This window comes from Mesorhizobium sp. B2-5-13 (assembly GCF_006440535.1).
Taxonomy (GTDB): Bacteria; Pseudomonadota; Alphaproteobacteria; order Rhizobiales; family Rhizobiaceae; genus Mesorhizobium; species Mesorhizobium salmacidum.
Genome location: NZ_VFUI01000040.1, coordinates 1 through 21,804, shown reverse-complemented (window position 1 = coordinate 21,804; position 21,804 = coordinate 1). Strand labels below are relative to the sequence as shown.

The following is a 21,804-nucleotide window of genomic DNA, read 5'->3' as shown; positions in this document are numbered from 1 at the left end:
TCGCCTTTCAAAAAACGCCCATGCATCACGTGCGCCAAATATCGGCTCCCGTGCAAAGGCCTCCTTGTGGGAGAAGGTGGATCGGCGCGTAGCGCCGAGACGGTTGAGGGGTGACCAGCTAGACGCGACTCCTCAAGCCGCCTGCAATCGCCGCCCCAGCCCCTCACGGATATGCCGTGCGAACTCCTGCGCCGCCGGCCCGACGCCATGCCTCGGCAGATGCAGGTTGATGGCAAAATTCGGCAGCGGCGGCAGGCCGGTGTCGAACGGCAATATGTCGAGATCCGGAGGCACGGTGGAAGCCAGCCATGTGGTGACGGCGAGGTCCGAGCGCACCGTCGCCGTGGTCGCGTCGATGTTGCCGTTCTCGAACACGCTGCGCCATTCCAGCCCATGCTCGTTGAGTGCCGACAGCACCACCGGCCGGAAGGCGCAGGTGTCGGCGACGATCGAGACCGGCAGCGGCCGCTTGGCGCGGGCCGCCCCGCCCCTTGCCCCGACCCAGACCAGCCGGTCGATGGCCAGGCATTCGCCTGACGTCGGACCGACCCGCTCCTCGATCACCGCGAGGTCGATGGTTCCCGCAGCAAGTGCTGCCGCCAGTTCCGGCGAGGAGGCGCAGACCAGCGATATCTCGACCTGCGGATAGGCCTCGGCATAGGTCTTCAGCACCGGCGCCAGCAAGGTGCCGACAAGATCGTAGGGCACGCCGAGCCGTACCTGGCCGGCCACCGCGCTCCCCATCATGTCGGTCCAGATTTCGTCATTGAGGCTGAGCAGGCGCCTTGCCTTATCGAACAGCCGCTCACCGGAATGGGTCAGGCGCAGACCGCGCCGGTCGCGTTCGAAAAGGCTGCAGCCGAGCGTTTCTTCCAGCCGCTTGACCTGCTGGCTTACGGCGCCCTGCGTCAGGTGCAGCGCGTTGGCCGCCGCCGTCATGCTGGCCTTGTCGGCGACGGTGACGAAGGTGCGCACGAGGCTGGTATCGAGATTGCGGATCATTCCAGCATTATAGAGGCTAATGCTGATCATCGCAAACATTGCATTTACTGATGCGAGCCGGCGTCTACCGTGGGGCTTCCGACAAAGGACGTCCCCATGCTCCAGCCTATCTTGCCGCTGATCCTGTTTGCCTTCGTGGCCACTGCCACACCAGGCATCGCGACCACCCTGTCGACCGCTTCAGGCGCGCAGTTCGGCTTTCGCCGCTCGGTCCCGTTGATGATCGGCAGTGCTGCCGGCCTCGCGACCGTGACGGGTGCGGCGGCCGCCGGGCTTGCCGGCCTGCTGCTTGCCATGCCGTCGCTGCAGCTTGCCATGAAGATCGCCGGCTCGCTCTACCTCGTCTGGCTGGCAATCAAGATCGGCCGCGCCGGGCCGCCCAATCTCGATGTGGCCATGGCCAGGCCCAACAGTTTCCTGGGCGGCGCCGGCATCCAGTGGATGAACCCGAAGGGCTGGGCGATGGGGCTGGGCGCGGCTGCCTCCTTCGCCGCGCTTGCCGACGGGCCGGGCCAACTGGCGCTGCTGCTCGGCTCGACCTTCGGCCTCACCGCCGCCATCTCGCTGTCCGTCTGGTGCGTGGCCGGCATGGTGCTGGCACGGCTGCTCAAGACCGAGTGGCAATGGCGCGCGCTCAACATCGTGCTGGCGCTGGTGCTCGCCGCCTCGATCATCCCGATGTGGCGGTCGGCGTAAGGCGCATACCCATTTCCTCTCCCCCGCGTCGCGGGGGCGAGGAACCTAAGTCTTGCAAAGTCGGCGCCAGCCTTCCCGTCCAGCCTCAAGCGGCGTAGCGAGCCGCCGGCTTGTCGGCGTGCAGGCTGCCGTAGAAGGCCTGCCGGGCGCCGAGGAACGTGTCCAGCTTTCCCGTATCGGCAAGCGCCGGCACGGTGACGGCTTCGCCCCGCGCCAGGCCGACAAGGGCGGCATCGACCATATCGTCGGCGGTCATGATGATCTCCTTCGGAAGGCTATCGATATCGCTGCCGGAAAGCTCCCAGAAATCGGTCCGGGTCGCGCCCGGCAGCACCACCTGCACCCTTACCTCGGTATCAGCGACTTCACGCTGCAGAGCTTCGGTGAAGTTGACGACATAGGCCTTGGTGCCGCTGTAGATACCGCCGAACGAGGTGTCGAAGGCCAGCACCGAGGCGATATTGACGATGGCGCCACGGTTGCGCGCCAAAAGCCCGGGCAGCACGGCGCGCGTCAGCCGGGTCAGCGCCACGACGTTGACCTTGATCATGCGCTCGGCGGCGTCGGCATCGGCGATTGCCACCACCGCCTGGCCGCCAAGGCCGGCATTGTTGACCAGCAGCGTCACGGTTTCGTCGGCCGATATCGCCTGCTCGACACGGCGCACATCGTCGTCGTCGGACAGGTCCGCTGCGATCACGCTGACGTTGCGGCTGTAGGCATGGCGCAGCTTCTCAGCGAGCTCCTGCAGCCGGTCGGCACGGCGCGCCACCAGCACCAGATCGTAGCCCTGCCCCGCCAGCCGATCCGCATAGACTGCGCCGATACCCGATGAAGCGCCGGTGACGACCGCCGTGCCCTTGTTGTCATTCTTGCTCATTGTCACGTTCCTTTTCTTCGCTGTCATTCGGCTTCGATGTGGAAGCCAGGCCTCATCTGGAATTGCAATTAATGGCATATGCCGCTTTTAGCGAAGTAGGTATATGCCAGTATCTTGTCAACAGCAGCGACCGAAACTATTTTCCGCGGCAGGCTGGCGCATTCTTCGCCGGCGAGGAGTTGACATGACCGAAGTTCAGCAGCCCGGATTTAGCCGTTGCAACAATGCCACCTTGCGGCGCACCGCGCGCAGGCTCGGTCGGTTCTATGACGACGCGCTGGCGCCTTCCGGCCTGAAGGGCACACAGTTCGGCCTGCTTTTCCAGATCAGTGTCGGCAGCGAGCCGGCGATGGGAGCCATTGCCGAGGCGCTGATCATGGACCTCTCGGCGCTCGGCCACACGCTGAAGCCCCTGGTCCGCGACGGCTATGTCGAAACCTTCCCCGACAAGGACGATCGCCGCGTCAAGCGCGTACGGCTGACGCCATCAGGCCAGGCCAAGCTCGACGAAGCGATCAAGCTATGGAGCGTCGCCCAGCGGCAATTCGAGGCCATGATCGGCACGGAGCAGGCCGCGAAACTGCGGGCCACACTCGATGAAGTGGCCGCGTTGAAGCTGGAACTGCCCGCGGCCACTCCTTCCAGCTGAAGAAGCGGCCGCGAAAAAACAAGGATGCAAGCCCCGGAGCCGGTCTTATTCCGCCGGCATGGCGACGGCCCGGGCAAACACCCGTCCCGCCAGCACGATGCCGAGCCCGATGATCGGGAACACCGCCGCGATCAGGCCGAGATCGGCCGGCGCGCCGTAGCGCAGCACCGCGCCGCCGACCACCGCGCCAAGCGCCACGCCGAGATAGAGCGCCGAGGCGTTAAGCGACAGCACGATCGGGGCCGCGTCGGGTGCGAGCTTGATGATGCGGCTCGCCTGCGCCGGCGGGAAGGCCCAGCCGACGATGCCCCACGGCACCATCATGCCCATCAGCGCCGGTCCGGCGAGGTGATGCGGCAGGAAGGTCGGGATCAGCGAGAAGGTGACGAGCATGGCCGCGCTCAGCGCCAGCGACCAACCGACAGTGCGCGTCGCGCCGAAACGATCGGCTGCCTGGCCCCCGGCAATATTGCCGATGACGGCGCCGACACCAAAGGCGAGCAGCATGCCCGGCAGTGCGATCGGCGACAGCCCGGCGCCTTCAATGGCCAGCGGCGCGATGAAGCTGAACACGGTGAAGGCACCAACGAGGGCAAGCACCGTCGTCACCAGGATCGGCATCACGCCGGGACGCATGGCCGCCGCCAGCCGGCGCTTCAGCGGCAGCCTGGTGCCGATGATGCCGCGCGGCAGCCGGTACCACAGTATGGCGCCGGCGAGCGCGCCAAGGCCGGCAATGGCATAGAAAGTGCCGCGCCAGCCGGCGATGGCCGCGACCAGCGCGCCAAGCGGCGCACCGACAGCGACCGCAACCGTGGTGCCGCCGACGACGACGGCAATGGCGCGGGCCCGGTGATGATCATCGACCAGCGCCACCGCCGTGCCTTGCGCGGTCGCCGCGAACAGACCCGACGACAGCGCCATGATGATGCGTGCGACGAGCAGCACTTCGAAGGATGAGCTCAGGGCGGCAACGACGTTGCCGATGACGAAGAACACCAGCGTCCACAGGATGACGCGGCGCCGGTCCCATTCACCAGTCAGCGTTGCCAGGATCGGCGTGCCGATCGCATAGGCGAGCGCGAAGGCGGTGATCAGCGTACCGGCGAGCGGCACCGAGATGCCGGCATCCCTGGCGATATCGGGCAGGAGGCTGGAGATGACGAAGCCTTCGGTCGAGATCGCAAACGATCCAAGCGCAAGCCAGAAGATTCTCTTGTCCATCGGAAAGCGTCCTTAGTTCAAAAGTTATTGAACAATTGGACACAAAAGGGCATCATGTCAATGAGCCACGGCAAAATAGCAGAACCATGCTGACAGCACTGTGTCAGGACGGTCATGAAGTGGAGAAACCGTGTGTATGGGCCGAGCAGGATCGACGCGTTGAAATCGGCCCGAACTGCGCTTAGGTTCCAGCCATGAGCTTGCCACACCCCAATGCGGACCAGATCAGCCTGCCCGTCGTGCTCGGCGTGCTCGGCGACCCGACGCGGCTCGCCATCGTGCGTTATCTCGCCAGCAAGGAAGGCGTGCCGCTGAACTGCAGCCGCTTTCTCGACCTCGCCTCCAAGACCAACCTCAGCTACCACCTCGCCAAACTGCGCGAGGCTGGAGTCACCCGCACCGAAGTGGTCGGCACAAACCGCATGATCACGCTCCGCCGCGCCGACCTCGACGCCCGTTTCCCCGGCCTGCTCGACAGCGTCATCGCGGCGGCCGCCGACGACGCCGCCCTGCCGGCGGTCGGCGGTCATGATTTGGAAGTGCCGGCCTGAAGCTTTTCCTTTCCCTCGCGAAGCGGGTGAGGGAACCAAGTCCTGCCGCCCACCCACGGAAGCTCCTCATGCGCATCGCCGTTCTCGCCGACATCCACGGCAACGTTCTCGCCCTCGAGGCCGTGCTCGACGATCTCAGGCATCGCGGCGGCGCTGACCTCACCGTCAATCTCGGCGACAGCGTTTCGGGTCCGCTCTGGCCGCGCGAAACGATGGAACGGCTGGAAGCGCTCAAGCTGCCGACCGTGCGTGGCAACCATGACCGCCGCGTCGCCGCCGATCCGGCCGACGAGACCATGTGGGCGTCCGACGTCTATGCGCAGCAGCGATTGACGCCAGCGCAGCGCGATGCACTGTTCGCCCAGCCGTTGATCCTTGAGATCGCACCTGGCGTCATCGCCTTCCATGCCCGCCCCGATCACGACGAGAAATACCTGCTCGACGCGATCGTCGATGGCCAGTTGGTGCGCGCGCCGCTGGCCACGATCCGGCGCCGGCTGAAGGGGCCCGGCCCGGCCTGCCGCATCGCGCTCTGCGGCCACAGCCACCGGGCCGAGTTGATCCGCATTCCCGATGGTCCCGTCATCTTCAACCCGGGCAGCATCGGCTGCCCCGCCTATGACGACGACACGCCGCCGGCGCATGTCTCCGAACAGGGCTCGCCGCATGCGCGCTATGGCATCGTCACCTTGGGCGGCGCCGGTCAACCGGATCGCTTCGAGATGATCGCAGTGGACTACGACCACGAAGCGGCGGCACGGCAGGCCGAACAGGCGGGACGCCCGGAATGGGCGCACGGCCTGCGCAACGGCTTCATGCCGGAAGCGGCGCGGCCGTAATCCTTGAACCGCACCGGCGCCCCGGTTTGCCATCATGATTGGGCTGAATTTTCCGGCTTACATGCCGGCGCGCCGTCCCTTATAAAACCGGCCGGACATGCGGCGAGACCGCCGCGGCATGGTGATTTGAGTACGGCGCACGGCCAAATGATGAGGCGCACAGTTACGCTCCGAAAAAGTTTGCATGCGCTGATTGCCGCTCCGCTGCTGATGGCGGCGTGGCCGTCTGTGGTCCCGGCGCATGCCGAAGAGGCGCCGTTCATCTCCGTCGTCACCGGGCTCGCCCCCGACGACCTGCTCAATATCCGCGCCAAACCGTCGGCGATCGGCAAGACCGAGGCCCGCCTGGCTGCCGGTGCGAGTGTGAGAAACCTCGGCTGCAACGACATTGACGGCCATCCCTGGTGCAAGATCGAGTCCGACAACCCCAAAGCCACCGGCTGGGCCCCCGCCCGCTATCTCGTGCCCCTCAATCCGGCGACGGTGCCCGACCAGGCGGCGGAGGCCATGGCCGCCGAAGCCGACGCGACGCCCGATGCACCCGACCTGACCGCCCGGCTGGGTAGCGCGAGCCAGCCGGCCAGTCCCGAACCCATGCCAAAATCCGCGGCGGAGATCGCCATGCAGGATGCCTATGGCCTGGCGCTGGCGGCGAATGGAACCCTGCAAATTCCCTGCGCCCGCTACGTTGGACAGCCCATGGCGCCCTGCGCGGCGAGCGTGACGCGCAAGGGCACTGATAAGGCCGACGTGACCGTGACCTGGCCCGATGGCGGCAGCCGCGTCATCTCCTTCGATGCCGGCCTGCCGGCAAGCTCCGACGCCGGCAGCAACTTCCGCTTCACCAGGGAAGGCAACCTCAACATGATCCGCATCGGCGTGGCGGAGCGGTTTGAGATCACGGATACGGTGGTGCTGGGGGATTAGGGCGCTGGCGCGAGGGAATGAGGCGCTTGTTTGCTTGGCGCTGTGAACCCTTCATTTTCGGGGTTACATCGGGCAAAACTCTTCCCTATAAGGCCCTCCTAGCCTGATACCAGAATCGCGAGCACAACCGGCCGGGTCTTCCCGTCCCGGTTTTTTGTGCAAGCCCGCTGCCGAACGGAATTCACAGACATGCCAAGACGCACCGACATTAAGTCGATCCTGATCATCGGGGCCGGCCCCATCGTCATCGGCCAGGCCTGCGAGTTCGACTATTCCGGCACCCAGGCCTGCAAGGCGCTGAAGGAAGAGGGCTTCCGCGTCATCCTGGTCAATTCCAACCCGGCCACCATCATGACCGACCCGGAACTGGCCGATGCCACCTATATCGAACCGATCACGCCCGAAGTCGTCGCCAAGATCATCGCCAAGGAGCGGCCCGACGCGCTGCTGCCGACCATGGGCGGCCAGACCGCGCTCAACACCGCCCTGTCGCTGCGCCGCATGGGCGTGCTCGAGCGTTACAATGTCGAGATGATCGGCGCCGACGCGCATGCCATCGACAAGGCCGAGGACCGCGCGCTGTTTCGCGAGGCGATGAAGACGATCGGGCTGGAAACACCGAAGTCGATGCTGGCCAACGCCACCGACGTCAAGAACGCCGACCGCAAGACGCATGAGGCCGAGCGCGCCGCGCTGAAAGCCGAGAAGCCGGACAATCTCGACGCCGAACTCGACGCGCTGGAAACCCGCTGGAACCTCGGCGAAGGCGACCGCAAGCAGCGCTACATCAGCCATGGCATGGCGATCGCCGCCCAAGCACTCGACCATGTCGGCCTGCCCGCCATCATCCGCCCCTCCTTCACCATGGGCGGCACCGGCGGCGGCATCGCCTATAACAGGGCCGAATTCTACGACATCGTCCAGTCCGGCCTCGACGCCTCGCCGACCACCGAAGTGCTCATCGAGGAAAGCGTGCTCGGCTGGAAGGAGTATGAGATGGAGGTCGTCCGCGACAAGGCGGACAATTGCATCATCGTCTGCTCGATCGAGAACATCGACCCGATGGGCGTGCACACGGGCGATAGCATCACCGTCGCCCCTGCGCTGACCTTGACTGACAAGGAATACCAGATGATGCGCAACGCCTCGATCGCGGTGCTGCGCGAGATCGGCGTCGAGACCGGCGGCTCCAACGTGCAGTTCGCCGTCAACCCCGCCGATGGCCGCCTCGTCGTCATCGAGATGAACCCGCGCGTCTCGCGCTCATCTGCGCTCGCCTCCAAGGCGACCGGCTTCCCGATCGCCAAGATCGCCGCCAAACTCGCCGTCGGCTACACGCTGGACGAGTTGGAGAACGACATCACCGGCGGCGCCACGCCCGCCTCGTTCGAGCCGAGCATCGATTATGTCGTCACAAAAATCCCGCGCTTTGCCTTCGAGAAATTCCCCGGCGCCGAGCCGGTGCTGACCACCGCCATGAAGTCGGTCGGCGAAGTCATGGCCATCGGCCGCACTTTTCAGGAATCGCTGCAGAAGGCACTGCGCGGTCTGGAGACCGGCCTCACCGGCCTCGACGAGATCGAGATTCCCGGCCTTGGCCATGCGCTAGGTAACAACCCGGACGACCGCAACGCCATCCGCGCCGCCTTGGGCACCCCGACGCCGGACCGGCTGCGCATGGTGGCGCAGGCAATCCGCATGGGCACGTCGCTCGAAGACGTGCACGCCATGTGCAAGATCGACCCATGGTTCCTCGAACAGATCGCCGGCATCCTCGCCATGGAAGCCCGCATCCGCGAGCACGGCATCCCTCAGGACGCGGTCAACCTGCGCATGCTCAAGGCCATGGGCTTCTCCGATGCCCGCCTCGCGTCGCTGACGAAGACCGACGCCGAAGTCGTTCAGAAGATTCGTGAAAAGCTCGACGTTCATCCCGTTTATAAGCGCATCGATACCTGCGCCGCCGAGTTCGCCTCGCCCACCGCCTACATGTATTCGACCTATGAAGTGCCCTTCGCCGGTACGCTCGCCAACGAGGCGCAGGTGTCGGCGCGGAAAAAGGTCGTCATCCTCGGCGGCGGGCCGAACCGCATCGGCCAGGGCATCGAGTTCGACTATTGCTGCTGCCACGCGGCGTTCGCGCTGCGCGATGCCGGCTATGAAGCGATCATGATCAACTGCAATCCCGAGACCGTGTCGACCGACTACGACACCTCGGACCGGCTCTATTTCGAGCCGCTGACGGCGGAGGACGTGCTGGAGATCCTGCGCGCCGAGCAGGCCTCGGGCGAGCTGGTCGGCGTCATCGTCCAGTTCGGCGGCCAGACGCCGCTGAAGCTGGCGGACGCGCTGGAGAAGGCAGGGATATCTATCCTCGGCACCTCGCCCGACATGATCGATCTCGCCGAAGACCGCGACCGCTTCCAGAAGCTGCTGCACAAGCTCAACCTCAGCCAGCCGAAGAACGGCATCGCCTATTCGGTCGAGCAGGCCCGCCTCGTCGCCGGCGAACTCGGTTTTCCCCTGGTGGTGCGCCCCTCGTATGTGCTCGGCGGCCGCGCCATGCAGATCATCCATGACGAGGGCATGCTGCAGTCCTATTTGCTCGACACCGTGCCCGGCCTGGTGCCGGAGGACATCAAGCAGAAATACCCCAACGACAAGACCGGCCAGATCAACACGCTGCTGGGCAAGAACCCGCTGCTGTTCGACACCTATCTGTCGGGCGCGATCGAGGTCGATGTCGACTGCCTCTGCGATCGCCAGGCGACCTTCGTCTCCGGCATTCTTGAACACATCGAGGAAGCCGGCATCCATTCGGGCGACTCGGCCTGCTCGCTCCCCGTCCACTCGCTGCCTTCGGAACTCGTCGACGAGTTGGAGCGCCAGACGGCGGCACTCGCCCGCGCGCTCAATGTCGGCGGGCTGATGAACGTGCAATACGCGATCAAGGACGGGACGGTCTATGTGCTGGAGGTCAACCCGCGGGCATCACGCACCGTGCCTTTTGTTGCCAAGACCATCGGGCGTCCCATCGCGAAGATCGCCGCCCGCATCATGGCCGGCGAGACACTGGAAGACGCCTTCTCCCACTACGGCGCCATGCCCGACCCGCGCAATCCCGGCCACATCGCGGTCAAGGAAGCCGTCTTCCCCTTCGCCCGCTTCCCCGGCGTCGACATATTGCTCGGCCCGGAAATGCGCTCGACCGGCGAGGTCATGGGCCTCGACCGCGACTTCGCGCTCGCCTTCGCCAAGAGCCAGCTCGGCGCCGGCGTCGACCTGCCGCGCTCCGGCACGCTGTTCGTCTCTGTGCGCGACGAGGACAAGAAAGGCATCCTGCCGGCCGTCAAGCGCCTCGCCGGCCTCGGCTTCAAGGTGTTGGCGACGTCAGGCACGCAGCGCTTCCTCGCCGAAAACGGCGTGGTGGCGGAAAAGATCAACAAGGTCCTGGAGGGCCGCCCCCACATCGAGGACGCCATCCGCAACCGCCAGGTGCAGATCGTCTTCAACACCACGGACGGCCAGAAGGCCGTGTCGGACTCGAAGTCGCTGCGCCGGGCAACGCTGATGCAGAAGGTGCCGTATTACACGACGCTGTCGGGCGCGGCTGCGGTGGCGGAAGCGATCGCGGCGTTGAAGGCGGGGAGTTTGGAGGTCAGGCCGCTTCAGGAGTATTTTGGGTGAGGGTGGCAACGGTAAGTTCTCCGTTCACTGCGGCGAATCGGGCTGGATCTGCGGCAGGAAATCGCGCGGGCTACCCTTTTAATACGGCCGACTATCTCACCCGATCTGCTGTAAACCTTGTCTCCCGAAGACTGTAAGGGCTGGCCGTCTTTTGTATATAGTCCCACCTGCGCTTCCCATAGCATACGTCGTTGAATAGAATTGCCGCACAATGACGGTCCATCATTCTGAATCAGCCGTCGTCGCCGTCCTTCATGACAGATGCAGCTGCGTTAAATATCTGTGCCGTCATGAGAAGTTGACCGGCAGTAGCTAAACCAACGAGCATCGCGTAAATTAGCGACCAAAAACCGACAAAAGACAGATAGTCGTTTGAATATGCAACCGAAAAGAGAGCGAACATAATAGAAAAAGTTTGCGCAAGAATAAAGTGAAAAAAGTTACTGATAATTTTCATAAAGTATGAAGTAGATTTTCCATCCTCAGCTATCGTCTTAAATATCTTAGCATTCGAAAATGCGAGCATAATTGCCATTCCTCCCATCGAGAAACCCAACATACTGGGTATAATATCAATGGAAAATTGCGGCCAAGACCTCGCGTCACTTATAACGGCCAGCCAAATTGGCTTGAGTGCCCATGTAATCATGAGAGACACATACAAATACGGTGACTTCAGAAGAGCTGGGAGACCCCCGTATAGCTTCCAATAGATTCGGTAAGTTCTACTGGCCGGTGATTTTAAAAACCGTCTCACGGGCGACAGCAAGAGCCTCATCAAACGTCGAACCCAACTCCCCGAAGATGCGTCGAATGACGCGGGGGTGCTCCTTGGTGCTAAGGCTGACGGACTCACCATCTTCCTCGACTCCTGAACCTTTAACGTATCCGTTGTGCGAAGCGACTTCTGCTTGGGTCGTTGTCTCTTCATTTGGCGTTAGCCCATCAGGACCGGGAGCGGCGACATAAATGACATCTTGGCTCTTGGCGCCCTGCTGAACAAGCCTGTCGAGTATCTCTTGCGGATCAATGGCGTCGGCATTGGGGCGTACGAGATGAATGTGAAGCCGCTTGAGTTTCGAAATAGCAAGAATCCGTTTAAGCAAATCCTCGTCTGGGATGACGGTGACCTCGACAAGCGGGGCCTCAATTCCTTGAATCGGCGGCGCGAACAAGGCATTGAATATCTTCCGCGCTCGCTGTGGGGACACTCTCTTGTCGAGGTCGTTCCTCGTCTCGAGAAATAGGACGTGATCTCGCTCGCGCAAGATGTACTGGAAAACTTTGCCGTTGAAACCGACGTCGGGGGGAAGGTTGAGCGCCAGTTGATCGAACGGAACTTCCTCCAAAATGTCCTTTCGAATTGCGGGCTCTGAGGTGTTGATCTCTGTCCAGAGCAGCAACCTCCCTCGGTAGAAACCATCTTCAACTTTTTCTGGAGGTGACACCGTGGCAAATAGCTCGCCCCAAAAATTGACAGGATTGAAGGAAGCTCTGTTGAGTAGGTCAACGTAAACACCGCTGGGGTGCGGACTGGCGGCAATGTTAAGGATACAAAACTCAATAATTCTATTTTCTTCAGCCATGTCACATCGCCCCAATGCTTTCTCGTATTGGAGCAGACATATGGTCGAATGTGGAGTCCCATTCTAGTTGGGAATCGGGCCGCAACTAGCCGTGATTCACAGCTTATAGCATATGTTCGTATTTTGTTCCAGATGTGATTGCATGTAGTGGCTGTGCCGTTGTTTTTGGCGCAGGTCCACACCCGGTCGCCGCCTTGAGCAGCGTTTGGCCATAATTCGGGCGATGCGGCCCCTCATCCCACCGCCACGCACTCAATCTCGATATCAAACTCCATCGGCCATGACGCCACCGGCACGAAACTCCTTGCCGGCGGGTTGGTCGTAAAATACCGGGCGTACACCCTGTTTATCGCGTTGTAGAAGCCGGAATTGACGGCGTAGATGCGCACCATCACCACGTTTTCCAGCGAGGTGCCGGCCGCTTCCAGGCAGTGTTTCAGCGCTTTCAGCGACGCGTCTGTCTGGACCTCGATGTCGCCGCGCACCATCTCGCCGGTTACCATGTCCACCGGCGGCGTCGCCGAGATGAACACGAAGCCGTTGGCCCTCACCGCCGTCGAACAGGGCAGGCCCAGCGCCCGCACCTTGTCCGACATGACGGGCACTTCGATGACTTCTTTTTTCATGGTGGTGCTCCCTTGTTGGCCAAGCTGGCGCCAAGGCCCCCTCACCCAGCCTCCGCTTCGCTCGGCTTCCGGGCGAGCCGCTTGTCTCGCCCGTCCTTCGGACCCCCGAGGGGAGAGGAGATTACGAGCGCCAGCGCCAGTCTCCTCTCCCCGCCGGGGAGAAGGACGCGAAGCGGCCGGATGAGGGGGCTGGCGTCGACTCCCGCGGTCATAGGCAGCTTATCCCGGCACGGGCGGAACGCCAGCGCCGACGCATGGTCCAGCCCTCATTCCTGCCCAGGATAGGGCGTGCCGTCCTTGTGCAGGAACCGCCCGTCCGAACTCGGGCTCATCATGTCGATGTCGGAGCAGGTGATCACATCATCGCGATTGCGCGAGCCGACTTCGAGGTAGCGCGCGGTGACCGACGCGCGGTTGATCATGTGGTGGCCATTGCCGCTGTTCTTGGCGAAGGCAGCACTATCGCCGGCCTTGAGCAGCGTCTCGCCGCCATCCTCGACCAGCACCAGTTCGCCCTCCAGCACATGGACGAGCTCGTCCTCGTGGCTGTGCCAGTGACGCTGGCTCGACCAGCCGCCGGGTGGCAATGTCATCAGGTTGACGCCGAAATCGGTAAGCCCGCCGGCATCGCCAAGGCGCCGGCGCGTGCGTTCGGCGCAAGGGGCGTCGAAGGGCGCGGGGTAGCCCGAGCCCTTGCGCACGGGCACGGATGCGAGGTCGATCTTGGGCATGGGGTGCTCCCGGGTGATGTGCGCAGTCTAGCGCATGGCGGGTGGAGGCACAGGGGCTTCTTGCGGGGTGGGGGTTTGCCAGCTTTGTGACATGGAGATTGATCGAAGCCACCCCAACTTCGTCATCCTAGGGCGAAGCAGCCGCGGAGCGGCGTCGCGGAGACCCTAGGATCCATGCCGCGACGTCAATCGGGGACGCAGCGGAACAGAATTACGAACCGTAGCGACGCTTTGAAGTCCCGGCATGGATCCTCGGGTCTGCGCCGCGTCGCTGCGCTCCTTGCTCCGCCCGTGGATGACGAAATGAAGGAGGTCTCCACCAGCCAGAAGGGTGGCCTGCCCTTGACCGAACAGCTCGCCCAGCCCCTAAAGCGCCGCGCCGAGCTCCTTCACGTGCTTCTCATGCTCCTTCAGCGTCGGCAGCGTCTTCTTGGCGAATTCCTTCAGCGCAGGGTCGTCGCCGGATTTCGCATAGGTGCTGAACAGGGCGACCGCCTGCTTGTGGGCCTCGGTCTGCATCATGACGTATTTCTGGTCGAATTCCTTGCCGCTGGCGCCTTTCAGCTGGTCCAGCATCTGCTGGTCCTTGGGCTGCAGCGCGGGTCCGGCGGGTTTGACCGAGGCAGTGGTCTGCCCCTTGCTCAGCGCCTGCTTGAAGTCCTCGCCGGCCTTGGTGTGGTCCTTGATCATCTGGCCGGCGAAGGCCTTGACGTCCGCCGAGGCGGATTTCTGTTCGGCGAGCTGGCTCGACTGGATCTCGAATTCATTGGCGCTGGGCACGGTGCCGACAAAGGTCGGGGTGTCGACCTTGCTGTCGGGCAACATGGGCGCGACCGCGTTCGAACTGGTGCCGTTCGTCTGGGCAAGCGCGACGGGCGCGACGGCGGTCAGCGCGACGGCGGCCATGGTCAGGAACATTTTCATCTGGGATCTCCGATCGGAATGGTTCCCTCGGGGTTCCAACGCCGCAGGCGAGACGAAGTTGCGCCAGGCCCCTCAGTGGCAGCACGCCTCGCCATATTGCAGCTGCTCGTTCCAGTTCGGCCGGCCCTCCGGCGTGAAATCCATCAGGTTCCACAGGATCTCGCAGGTGCCGATGGCGCGCGGGTCCTGGCCGGGCTCCGTAGGCGCGAAGCCGAGTTCGGACGACCAGAAATGCCTGACGCCGTCACCGTCGCGGTGGAACACCGACAGCAGCGGGATCTGCGCACCGTCGGCATCCTCGGCGTTGTAGTCGCGCTTGAAGCTGTTGTTGGCCGACGACACCAGCCGCATGTTGCGCCAGCCGCGATCGCGGCCGAGCGTGACGAGGTTTTCGAGCGCCGTCTTGGCCACGACGGCGAAGTTGAAGCCGGCGGCTTCGAGATGGCCGACCGCGCCGTCGAACTGGTCGAGCAGCGCGGTGCAGGACGGGCATGGCTGGTCGGGCCGGGCGAGCTTCGCCGTGCCGCCGCTGGTTGCCACGTCGCGCATCTCCTGCGGATGGCGCGGGAACATCATCTGGTAGAGGATCAGCGTGTCCTTGCCGGGCGCGAACAACTCCGAGAGTTTTATCTTCGCGGTCTTGCCTGACATATCCAGCCCATCGAACACATAGTCCTGCGGCACCAGCCCGCCCGGCGGCAGCGCCCGGCGCGCCTCGGCCACGGCTTCCATGGCGCGGCGCAGCTCGATTTCCTTCTTCAGCAGCTTTTCGCGCGCGGTGCGGTATTTGGCGGATTCGTTGGGAAAGGTGATCATGATCGGCTCCTTCAAGTCGTCGCGCCGGCGTCCCGGCAGGGTGCTCTACGACCCAAGGACGTTTCGCCGTAACCGGGTCCGACATTTTTACGCGCCCGCAACTGCTTCACCCCTTCACTCCGCCGGCGGTCAGGCCGGAGACGATCTTGCGCTGGAAGATCAGCACCAGCACCACCAGCGGCACGGTGACGATCACCGAGGCCGCCATGATGTTGCCCCAGGGGATTTCGAACTGCGAATTGCCGGAGAGCAGCGCGATCGCCACCGGCACGGTCCGCCGCGCATCGTTGGAGGTGAAGGTCAGGGCAAACAGGAACTCGTTCCACGCGCCGATGAAGGCCAGCAGCCCGGTTGTCGCCAGCGCCGGCCACATCAGCGGCAGGAAGATGCGCGTGATGATGATCCATGGCGTCGCGCCATCGAGGATCGCCGCCTCCTCGACCTCGACCGGCAGGTCGCGGACGAAGGCGGTGAGCACCCAGACGGTGAACGGCAGGGTGAAGATCATGTAGGAGAAGATCAGCGCGAAGAGCGAATTGTAGAGGCCGAACATCCGCACCAGCTCGAACAGCCCGGCCAGCACAGCTACCTGCGGGAACATCGAGACCGACAGGATGGCGAACAGCAACGCCGAGCGGCCTCGAAAACGGATACGCGCCAGCGCGTAGGCGGCGGTGACGCCAAGGAACAGCGAGAGCGCCACGACCGCGCCCGAGACGATCAGCGAATTGAGGAGGTTGTGCACGAAGGCGCCTTCGGCCAGCACATTGCGATAATTGCCGAGGCTGGGCGCCTTCGGCCACAGATCGGCCTGGAACAGCGCGGTCCCCGATTTCAGGCTGGTGACGATGGCATAATAAAACGGGAACACCGCGATGAGAACGATTGCCCCGATCAGCAGATAGAAGGCCGCGCGCTTCAGGAGCCACATCTCAGCGGCCTCCATCCAGGCTTATCCGGCCGATGCGGATGGTGAGGATAGTGAGCAAAGCGAGGATGAGGAAGAGCAGGGTCGAGGCGGCCGAGCCATAGGCGAACTTGTCGAATTCGAACAGGTTCTCGCGGGCGAACACCGACATCGACTTGGTATGCGCATTGTTAGGTGTCAGCACATAGATCAGGTCGAAGATGCGCAGCGCATCGAGCGCCCGGAAGATCACCGCCACCATCACTGCCGGGCGGATCAGCGGCAAGGTCACGCGCCAGAAGATCTGCCATGAATTGGCGCCGTCGAGCCTGGCGACCTCGATGATCTCGCGCGGCAGCATCTGCAGCGCGGCCAGGATCAGCAGCGCCATGAAAGGCGTGGTCTTCCAGATGTCGACGATCAGCACCGCGGCCATCGCCGTGTCGGCGCTGGCGGTCCAGGCGATCTTGTGGTCGATCAGCCCGAGATTGATCAGCACGACATTGATGATGCCGAACTGGTCGTTCAGCATCCACTGCCACATCTTCGCCGAGACGATGGTCGGGATCGCCCAGGGGATGAGGATCGCCGCCCTGACGATGCCGCGCCCTGGGAATTCGGCGTTGAGCACCAGGGCGACGACCATGCCGAGGATCGTCTCGCAGGTCACCGAAATCACTGCGAACCGCACGGTGTTCCACACGGCGCCCCACCAGACCGGATCGAGAAGCAGCCCGTCATAGATGATCCTGCCGCTCGGCATGCGCAGCACCGAGACATAATTGGCGAGGTCAACCCATTGGCGGGCGTCGAGATCGGACAGCGAGGCATCAGTGAAGCTGAAATAGACCGTTCGCGCGAGCGGCCAGCCGGCAGCGGCGGCGAGCACCAGAAGCATCGGCGCCAGGAACAGCCATGCCGAGCGCACGCGCTGGCGCATCAGGCGCGAACCAGAGCGCGCATCAGCCGGGTGCGCGCTCACCAGCCCTTGCCTTTCAATCGGGTCAGTGTCGCCTCGAGATCGGCCAGGTTGTCGGCGGCGCTGCCTTCGCCGGACAAGGTCTTGTGCACGGCGTTCCAGAACTGGCTCGACGCTTCGTTGTACTTGTTCCGGGTCACCGCCGAGGGCCGCGGCCCGGCATTGAGGAAGACCCCTTTCCAATGTGGAATGATCGGCTGTTGCCTGGCGATGTCGGCATCGTCATAGAGCGCCTGGATGGTCGGCAGGTTGGCGGTCTTGAGCGTGCGGTATTTCTGCATTGCCGGCGAGGCGATGAACTTGACCAGTTCGATCGCCGCGTCCGGGTGCCTGGAATATTTCGAGACCGCAAGGTTCCAGCCGCCGAGCGTCGCCGCCGGCCGGGCGCCCTCGCCCGTGCCGGCCGGCAGCGGCGCGACGTCGAACTTGCCCTTGATCGGCGACCCCTGGCTGTTGCCCAGCGCATAGGCATAGGGCCAGTTGCGCATGAAGACCGCATTGCCGGTCTGCCACACGCCGCGCGATTCCTCTTCCTGGTAGGCGAGCACGCCGGGCGGCGCGATGGTGCCGATCCAGGCCCTGGCCATGTCGAGCGCGGCCGCCGCCTGGGGGTTGTTGATTGAAATCGCGCCATCCGGCTCGACGATATGGCCGCCGCCATTCGACACCACCCATTCGAACGCGTCGCAGGTCAGCCCCTCATAGGCGTTGCCCTGGAAGACGAAACCCCAGATATCCCTGTTGCCCGAGGCGCGCTCCTTGTCCATCACCAGCCTGGCGGTGTCGCCCAGCTCCTTCCAGGTGGCCGGCACCTTGGCGCCGTATTTGTCGAGCAGATCCTTGCGGTAGTAGAGCGCCGGCGCATCGGTGAAGATCGGCAGCGCGACCAGCCTGCCGTCGACGGTCTGCGACTGGATGATCGACGGGAAATGCTTGGCCACGACATCCCTGGTCGCCTCGGTCAGGTCGACAAACTGGCTGGCGAGCTGCGGCGCCCAGATGACGTCGGTCTGGTAGACGTCGACGTCGCTGTTGCCCGCGGCGAGCCACAGCCTGTACTGGCCGAACTGGTCGGTCCCGGACGACGGCATGGCGATGATGGTGACCTGGTTGCCGCTTTCTTTCTCATAGCGGTCGAGGATCTCGCGCAGCACCTTGATGCCGTTGCCGGTGTCGCCCGACACGATCGACAGCTCGACCGCGCGCGCCGAACCTACCGCGACAACGGCAGCGATGCTCAACGCCAGCAATGCGTGGAAAACCTTCATCGGTGGATCTCCCTTGGCAGCCGGCGGCGCACAGCACCAGCAGCCGGTCAGACCCCACCGTTCATTGAATGCGGAGCAGCGCTTTGGGTTCCCGAACAGGCCATCCCCGGTGGCGATGACGGCACCGATCAGCGTCGCTGGTCAGCCTTCCCAGGCGACGGGCCCCATGCCCAGCCGCTCGTAGAGCCGCACGGCGGCGGCGTTCTCGAGCGTATTGGTCTTGAGGTCGACATGGGCGGCACCGCGGTGGCGAAAAATGGCGAAGGCGTGCCACATCAGCGCCTCGCCGACCCCTTTGCCGCGCGCCTCGGGATGAACGGCCAAGTCCTTGACGAACGCCGAGGTCCAGCACAGTGCAGCAGCCGCCAGCCGGCCCTTGGCATCGATGACGAGGAAACACAACGCCGGGTCGAATTCGGGGTCTTCGGAAATGCGCGGCCACCATTCGTCGAAGGGGCCGTCGGTGCCATCGTCGAACACTTCGCCCAGCAACGCATGCAGGGGCAGAGCGTCGCCATGTCCGAAGCAGCGCATGGCAAAGCCATCCGGCCAGTGCGGCGCAACCAGCGTCTCATCGAGGATTTTGCGCAGCCGGATGTCGTTTGGAGCCGGCGGGCGCGGTTCGGGCATCGCGCTCAGGCGTCGGGCTGAAGACGCCCGCGCCTGCGGTCGACACCGAGGCCGGTCGCCTCGAGCAGGCCCTTGCGCTTGGCGTCGAAATAATAGCCGGTCTGGTAGAGCCAGTCGGCCTTCTTGGCGTTGCCGTTCGACACCAGCCAGGCGCCGCGCAGATATTTGACCGCGTATTTGAGGTTGGTCTCGGCGTCGAACAGGCCCTTGGCCGGCCCGTCATAACCCATGCCGCGCGCCGTCGCATGCTTGATCTGCATCAGCCCCCAATGGCCGTTATTGTAGGCCTTGGGATTGAAGGTGCTTTCGCGGTTGACGACATGGCGCACCAGATCCACCGGCACCTGGTAGAAGGCGGCGTATTTGACGATCAGCCGGTCGACGTCGCCGCGCATGCCTGTCGCATGCTGCTCCGGCTCGACGGGCGCCGACGGGAACTGCACCAGTACGGCCGGGTTCTGCGGCACGACATAGGCTACTTGCTGCACGCCGGGCATTTTCTGGCCGCCCTTGGCAACTGCCGGCACGACAAGCCCGGCGGTCGTGTAGGTCCCGGCCGCCTCGATCGGCTGGCCGGCCTTGGACGGCGGAGGCGCCTGCCAGGCACTGGCGGCCATCACCGCGGGCATGGCCGGCGAGGTTGGGGTCACCCCGGCAAAGGCGGCGGTCGCCGCGGCCGGCTGGACGGCCGGATCGAGTGCCGGCGTAGCCGGGCTCGGGGTCAACTCAGCGGTCTGGACGGGCGCGATTCCGGAGGATTGCGGCAGTACCGAAACCGTGTCCGGCAGCGGCACGGTGAAGCCGGCATCGCTGCCTGCCGTGGTCGCGGTTTCGGTAAGGGACGGCGCGGCTTTCATCTGCGAGGTCGAGGTGCAGCCGCTCATGCCGGCTGCCGCCACGATCACGCCGATGGCGATAAGGGTTTGTTTTGCTGGCAAGCCGCGCTCGGAGTCCGGTTTGTCGGGTTATTAAGATTTCCCTTACACCAGCGATTCGTGGGTAGCAATCGGGGCCATCTGGTGGTTTTCGGGTGGCGGGATGCAGGCAGCGATGCCATATTGTTCCTGATATGTACCGGCGGGAATCCCGGATTCCGCCGCTTTGCGGAAAGGAGCGCAGCATGAAAACGGCATCTTCGATCACGGCTGGCCACGCAGTGTTAGAAACAGTGATCGGCTTCATGGGCATCGCCTGGAGTGAAAAGGGCCTGATCCGGCTCTGCCTGCCCGAACGCAGCCGCGAAGCGGTGGAGCGGCGGCTGATGCGCCATCCCGGCGTTTCCACCTCCACAGCCCAGCCGTTATGGGTGGTCGAGCTGATCGCCTCGATCAAGGCTTATGCCGCGGGCGAGGACGTCGATTTCACCGGCTTTCCCGTCGATCTCGACGGCATCGACGACTTCCGCCTCGCCATCTACGACGCGGCACGAAAACTCAGCTATGGCGAAACCACCACCTATGGCGAACTCGCCAAGCGCGCCGGCCATGCCGGCCTGCCGCGCGAAACCGGTGCGGCCCTTGGCGCCAATCCGGTGCCGCTGGTCATCCCGTGCCACCGCATCCTGGCCGCCGGCGGCAAGATCGGCGGCTTCTCGGCGCCCGGCGGCTCGGTCACCAAGGAAAAGATGCTGGCCATGGAAGGCGTGCGCGTCGGCCCGCCGCCGCCGGCGCAGGTGTCCTTCGGGTTTTGAGAGCAGTAACCGCTCCCGCTGTGAGCACCGGAAGCGCAGGAAGCCACGGTTTGCAGGCCGGCATCACCTGAATATCAATACACTCTAATGGCGCCGGATGAATCGGTGCCTGAAACGCTCATTGTCCGGACGCTTGCAGATATAGACCGGGCAGGACCTGATGTCGGCGCTCGGCACATAGGCGCGCGTCCTCACCTCGCCCATGGTGCAGAACTGCTGGCTCTGGACATAGCGGTCGTAGAGCGGCAACCCCGGCACCCGTGCCGACGGATAGCGCAGGATGACCGCACCTTGGCGCGCGATCGTCGACTGGACCTTGCCGCAGCTCATACGCGTCGGGTCGTAGCGCGAGATCGCCTGCGCCTGGGCGGCCACCAGCGTGAGGCAGGCGGCAAGCAGGATGGTTTTCATGGTCCTTCCCCTCGATCCGCCGCCCGGGGACTGCACGATCTTGTGCCACGGTTTCATCAGATTGGGGCGACCGTTGGGCGGCCCCGATCACGGCTTTTTCACGCAGTCTTGTTTTTTGTGCGAAAGCAGCCTATATCAGCCCCATTGATATTTCGGCCGATCGATCCGGGCCTCGCGATCTTCGCGTTTGCTGACGTCTATCTCCAAAATCTCGATGCACACCGGCTGGACCTCGGTCCGGTCATACCAAAGCAAATGTGAAGGACTATTTATATGGCAACTGGAACGGTCAAGTGGTTCAATGCCACCAAGGGTTTCGGCTTCATCCAGCCTGACAGCGGCGGCGCGGACGTTTTCGTCCACATCTCGGCTGTCGAGCGCGCTGGACTGTCGACCCTGGTCGAAGGCCAGAAGATCAACTTCGAGATCGAGCAGGACCGCCGCACTGGCAAGTCGTCCGCTGGTTCTCTGAGCAAGGCAGCCTGATTTTGAAAATGGCGCGCGCCGGACGAGAGTTCGGGGCGCGCGGCAAGTCACGGATGTACTGACGGTCGCGCGAGAAGCGCGCCGGAGTGGAAAGACCCGACAAGCTGGAACAGCAGATAGCTGCCAGCCCGGACCGGACGCTCCCGATCAGGCTACCGAAATGGGAAGGCGGGATTCATCCCGCCTTTTTATTTGTCTGGATTTTGGACGACTGGCGTCCTTCTCCCCGTGAACGGCAGGGGAATCGCATATGGCGTTTTGGGAGTTGAAATTGGTCTGAGAAGAGATTCTTTGG

23 protein-coding genes are annotated in these 21,804 nt (G+C 63.8%); 8 read left to right on the top strand and 15 right to left on the bottom strand.

Going from position 1 to position 21,804, the window contains the following annotated elements:
* Positions 1 to 132: 132 nt before the first annotated feature.
* Entirely contained in the window at positions 133 to 1,041 is a 909-nt protein-coding gene (locus tag FJ434_RS29115; RefSeq protein ID WP_181166173.1) for a LysR substrate-binding domain-containing protein, read from the bottom strand.
* Between the two features lie 57 nt (positions 1,042 to 1,098).
* Here FJ434_RS29115 and FJ434_RS29110 point away from each other — a divergent pair, with 57 nt between their 5' ends.
* The gene (locus FJ434_RS29110) at positions 1,099 to 1,698 is read left to right on the top strand and encodes a LysE family translocator (RefSeq protein WP_140505101.1); all 600 of its coding nucleotides are present in this window, start codon (positions 1,099 to 1,101) and stop codon (positions 1,696 to 1,698) included.
* 85 nt (positions 1,699 to 1,783) lie between these two features.
* Here the strand turns inward: FJ434_RS29110 and FJ434_RS29105 are convergent, their stop codons facing one another.
* Positions 1,784 to 2,578: an SDR family oxidoreductase gene (locus tag FJ434_RS29105; protein ID WP_140752981.1), complete on the bottom strand. Its 795-nt coding sequence runs from the start codon at positions 2,576 to 2,578 to the stop codon at positions 1,784 to 1,786.
* 184 nt (positions 2,579 to 2,762) lie between these two features.
* Here FJ434_RS29105 and FJ434_RS29100 point away from each other — a divergent pair, with 184 nt between their 5' ends.
* Complete coding sequence (locus FJ434_RS29100; protein WP_140752979.1) at positions 2,763 to 3,227, top strand: MarR family winged helix-turn-helix transcriptional regulator; 465 nt, start codon at positions 2,763 to 2,765, stop codon at positions 3,225 to 3,227.
* Positions 3,228 to 3,272: 45 nt separating this feature from the next.
* Here FJ434_RS29100 and FJ434_RS29095 read toward each other — a convergent pair whose 3' ends face one another.
* Positions 3,273 to 4,451 carry an MFS transporter gene (locus tag FJ434_RS29095; protein ID WP_140752977.1) on the bottom strand — a complete coding sequence of 393 codons (1,179 nt, stop codon included), beginning with the start codon at positions 4,449 to 4,451 and terminating at the stop codon, positions 3,273 to 3,275.
* A 194-nt stretch (positions 4,452 to 4,645) separates the two neighbouring features.
* On the opposite strand from FJ434_RS29095, the gene FJ434_RS29090 reads away from it, so the two are divergent.
* The 4 genes from FJ434_RS29090 (at position 4,646) to carB (ending at position 10,455) form a co-directional block, all read left to right on the top strand.
* Positions 4,646 to 5,002 (top strand): helix-turn-helix transcriptional regulator, encoded by a 357-nt coding sequence (locus tag FJ434_RS29090; RefSeq protein ID WP_140752975.1) that lies wholly within the window; start codon positions 4,646 to 4,648, stop codon positions 5,000 to 5,002.
* Positions 5,003 to 5,070: 68 nt separating this feature from the next.
* Positions 5,071 to 5,841, top strand: a complete 771-nt coding sequence (locus FJ434_RS29085) for a metallophosphoesterase family protein (RefSeq protein ID WP_140752973.1) — start codon at positions 5,071 to 5,073, stop codon at positions 5,839 to 5,841.
* Between the two features lie 147 nt (positions 5,842 to 5,988).
* A complete protein-coding gene (locus FJ434_RS29080; protein WP_140752985.1) occupies positions 5,989 to 6,768 on the top strand; it encodes an SH3 domain-containing protein in 780 nt (259 codons plus the stop codon).
* A gap of 189 nt (positions 6,769 to 6,957) precedes the next feature.
* Entirely contained in the window at positions 6,958 to 10,455 is a 3,498-nt protein-coding gene (gene carB, locus FJ434_RS29075) for a carbamoyl-phosphate synthase large subunit (RefSeq protein ID WP_140752971.1), read from the top strand.
* Between the two features lie 232 nt (positions 10,456 to 10,687).
* Here carB and FJ434_RS29065 read toward each other — a convergent pair whose 3' ends face one another.
* The 11 genes from FJ434_RS29065 to FJ434_RS29015 form a co-directional block, all read right to left on the bottom strand.
* Positions 10,688 to 11,104, bottom strand: coding sequence for a hypothetical protein (locus FJ434_RS29065; protein WP_140752967.1), 417 nt, complete (start codon positions 11,102 to 11,104; stop codon positions 10,688 to 10,690).
* Positions 11,105 to 11,180: 76 nt separating this feature from the next.
* A complete protein-coding gene (locus FJ434_RS29060) occupies positions 11,181 to 12,041 on the bottom strand; it encodes a DUF4747 family protein (RefSeq protein ID WP_140752965.1) in 861 nt (286 codons plus the stop codon).
* Positions 12,042 to 12,274: 233 nt separating this feature from the next.
* The gene (locus FJ434_RS29055) at positions 12,275 to 12,667 is read right to left on the bottom strand and encodes a RidA family protein (protein WP_140752963.1); all 393 of its coding nucleotides are present in this window, start codon (positions 12,665 to 12,667) and stop codon (positions 12,275 to 12,277) included.
* 266 nt (positions 12,668 to 12,933) lie between these two features.
* Positions 12,934 to 13,398 (bottom strand): cupin domain-containing protein, encoded by a 465-nt coding sequence (locus FJ434_RS29050; RefSeq protein WP_140752961.1) that lies wholly within the window; start codon positions 13,396 to 13,398, stop codon positions 12,934 to 12,936.
* A 366-nt stretch (positions 13,399 to 13,764) separates the two neighbouring features.
* On the bottom strand, positions 13,765 to 14,322 hold the full coding sequence (locus FJ434_RS29045; RefSeq protein WP_140752959.1) for a DUF4142 domain-containing protein: 558 nt from the start codon (positions 14,320 to 14,322) through the stop codon (positions 13,765 to 13,767).
* Positions 14,323 to 14,394: 72 nt separating this feature from the next.
* The gene (locus tag FJ434_RS29040) at positions 14,395 to 15,138 is read right to left on the bottom strand and encodes a DUF899 family protein (RefSeq protein WP_140752957.1); all 744 of its coding nucleotides are present in this window, start codon (positions 15,136 to 15,138) and stop codon (positions 14,395 to 14,397) included.
* 106 nt (positions 15,139 to 15,244) lie between these two features.
* Complete coding sequence (locus FJ434_RS29035; RefSeq protein ID WP_140505077.1) at positions 15,245 to 16,069, bottom strand: carbohydrate ABC transporter permease; 825 nt, start codon at positions 16,067 to 16,069, stop codon at positions 15,245 to 15,247.
* 1 nt (position 16,070) lies between these two features.
* The gene (locus FJ434_RS29030; protein ID WP_140752983.1) at positions 16,071 to 16,985 is read right to left on the bottom strand and encodes a sugar ABC transporter permease; all 915 of its coding nucleotides are present in this window, start codon (positions 16,983 to 16,985) and stop codon (positions 16,071 to 16,073) included.
* A 38-nt stretch (positions 16,986 to 17,023) separates the two neighbouring features.
* The gene (locus tag FJ434_RS29025; RefSeq protein WP_140752955.1) at positions 17,024 to 18,292 is read right to left on the bottom strand and encodes an ABC transporter substrate-binding protein; all 1,269 of its coding nucleotides are present in this window, start codon (positions 18,290 to 18,292) and stop codon (positions 17,024 to 17,026) included.
* Between the two features lie 141 nt (positions 18,293 to 18,433).
* Positions 18,434 to 18,922, bottom strand: a complete 489-nt coding sequence (locus FJ434_RS29020; RefSeq protein WP_140717190.1) for a GNAT family N-acetyltransferase — start codon at positions 18,920 to 18,922, stop codon at positions 18,434 to 18,436.
* A gap of 5 nt (positions 18,923 to 18,927) precedes the next feature.
* A complete protein-coding gene (locus FJ434_RS29015) occupies positions 18,928 to 19,860 on the bottom strand; it encodes a lytic transglycosylase domain-containing protein (protein ID WP_140752953.1) in 933 nt (310 codons plus the stop codon).
* A gap of 182 nt (positions 19,861 to 20,042) precedes the next feature.
* Between FJ434_RS29015 and FJ434_RS29010 the strand changes: the two genes are divergently transcribed.
* On the top strand, positions 20,043 to 20,612 hold the full coding sequence (locus FJ434_RS29010; RefSeq protein ID WP_140752952.1) for a methylated-DNA--[protein]-cysteine S-methyltransferase: 570 nt from the start codon (positions 20,043 to 20,045) through the stop codon (positions 20,610 to 20,612).
* A gap of 84 nt (positions 20,613 to 20,696) precedes the next feature.
* Here the strand turns inward: FJ434_RS29010 and FJ434_RS29005 are convergent, their stop codons facing one another.
* A complete protein-coding gene (locus FJ434_RS29005) occupies positions 20,697 to 21,023 on the bottom strand; it encodes a hypothetical protein (protein ID WP_140752951.1) in 327 nt (108 codons plus the stop codon).
* A 273-nt stretch (positions 21,024 to 21,296) separates the two neighbouring features.
* On the opposite strand from FJ434_RS29005, the gene FJ434_RS29000 reads away from it, so the two are divergent.
* Complete coding sequence (locus FJ434_RS29000) at positions 21,297 to 21,509, top strand: cold-shock protein (RefSeq protein WP_015316174.1); 213 nt, start codon at positions 21,297 to 21,299, stop codon at positions 21,507 to 21,509.
* Positions 21,510 to 21,804: the final 295 nt, after the last annotated feature.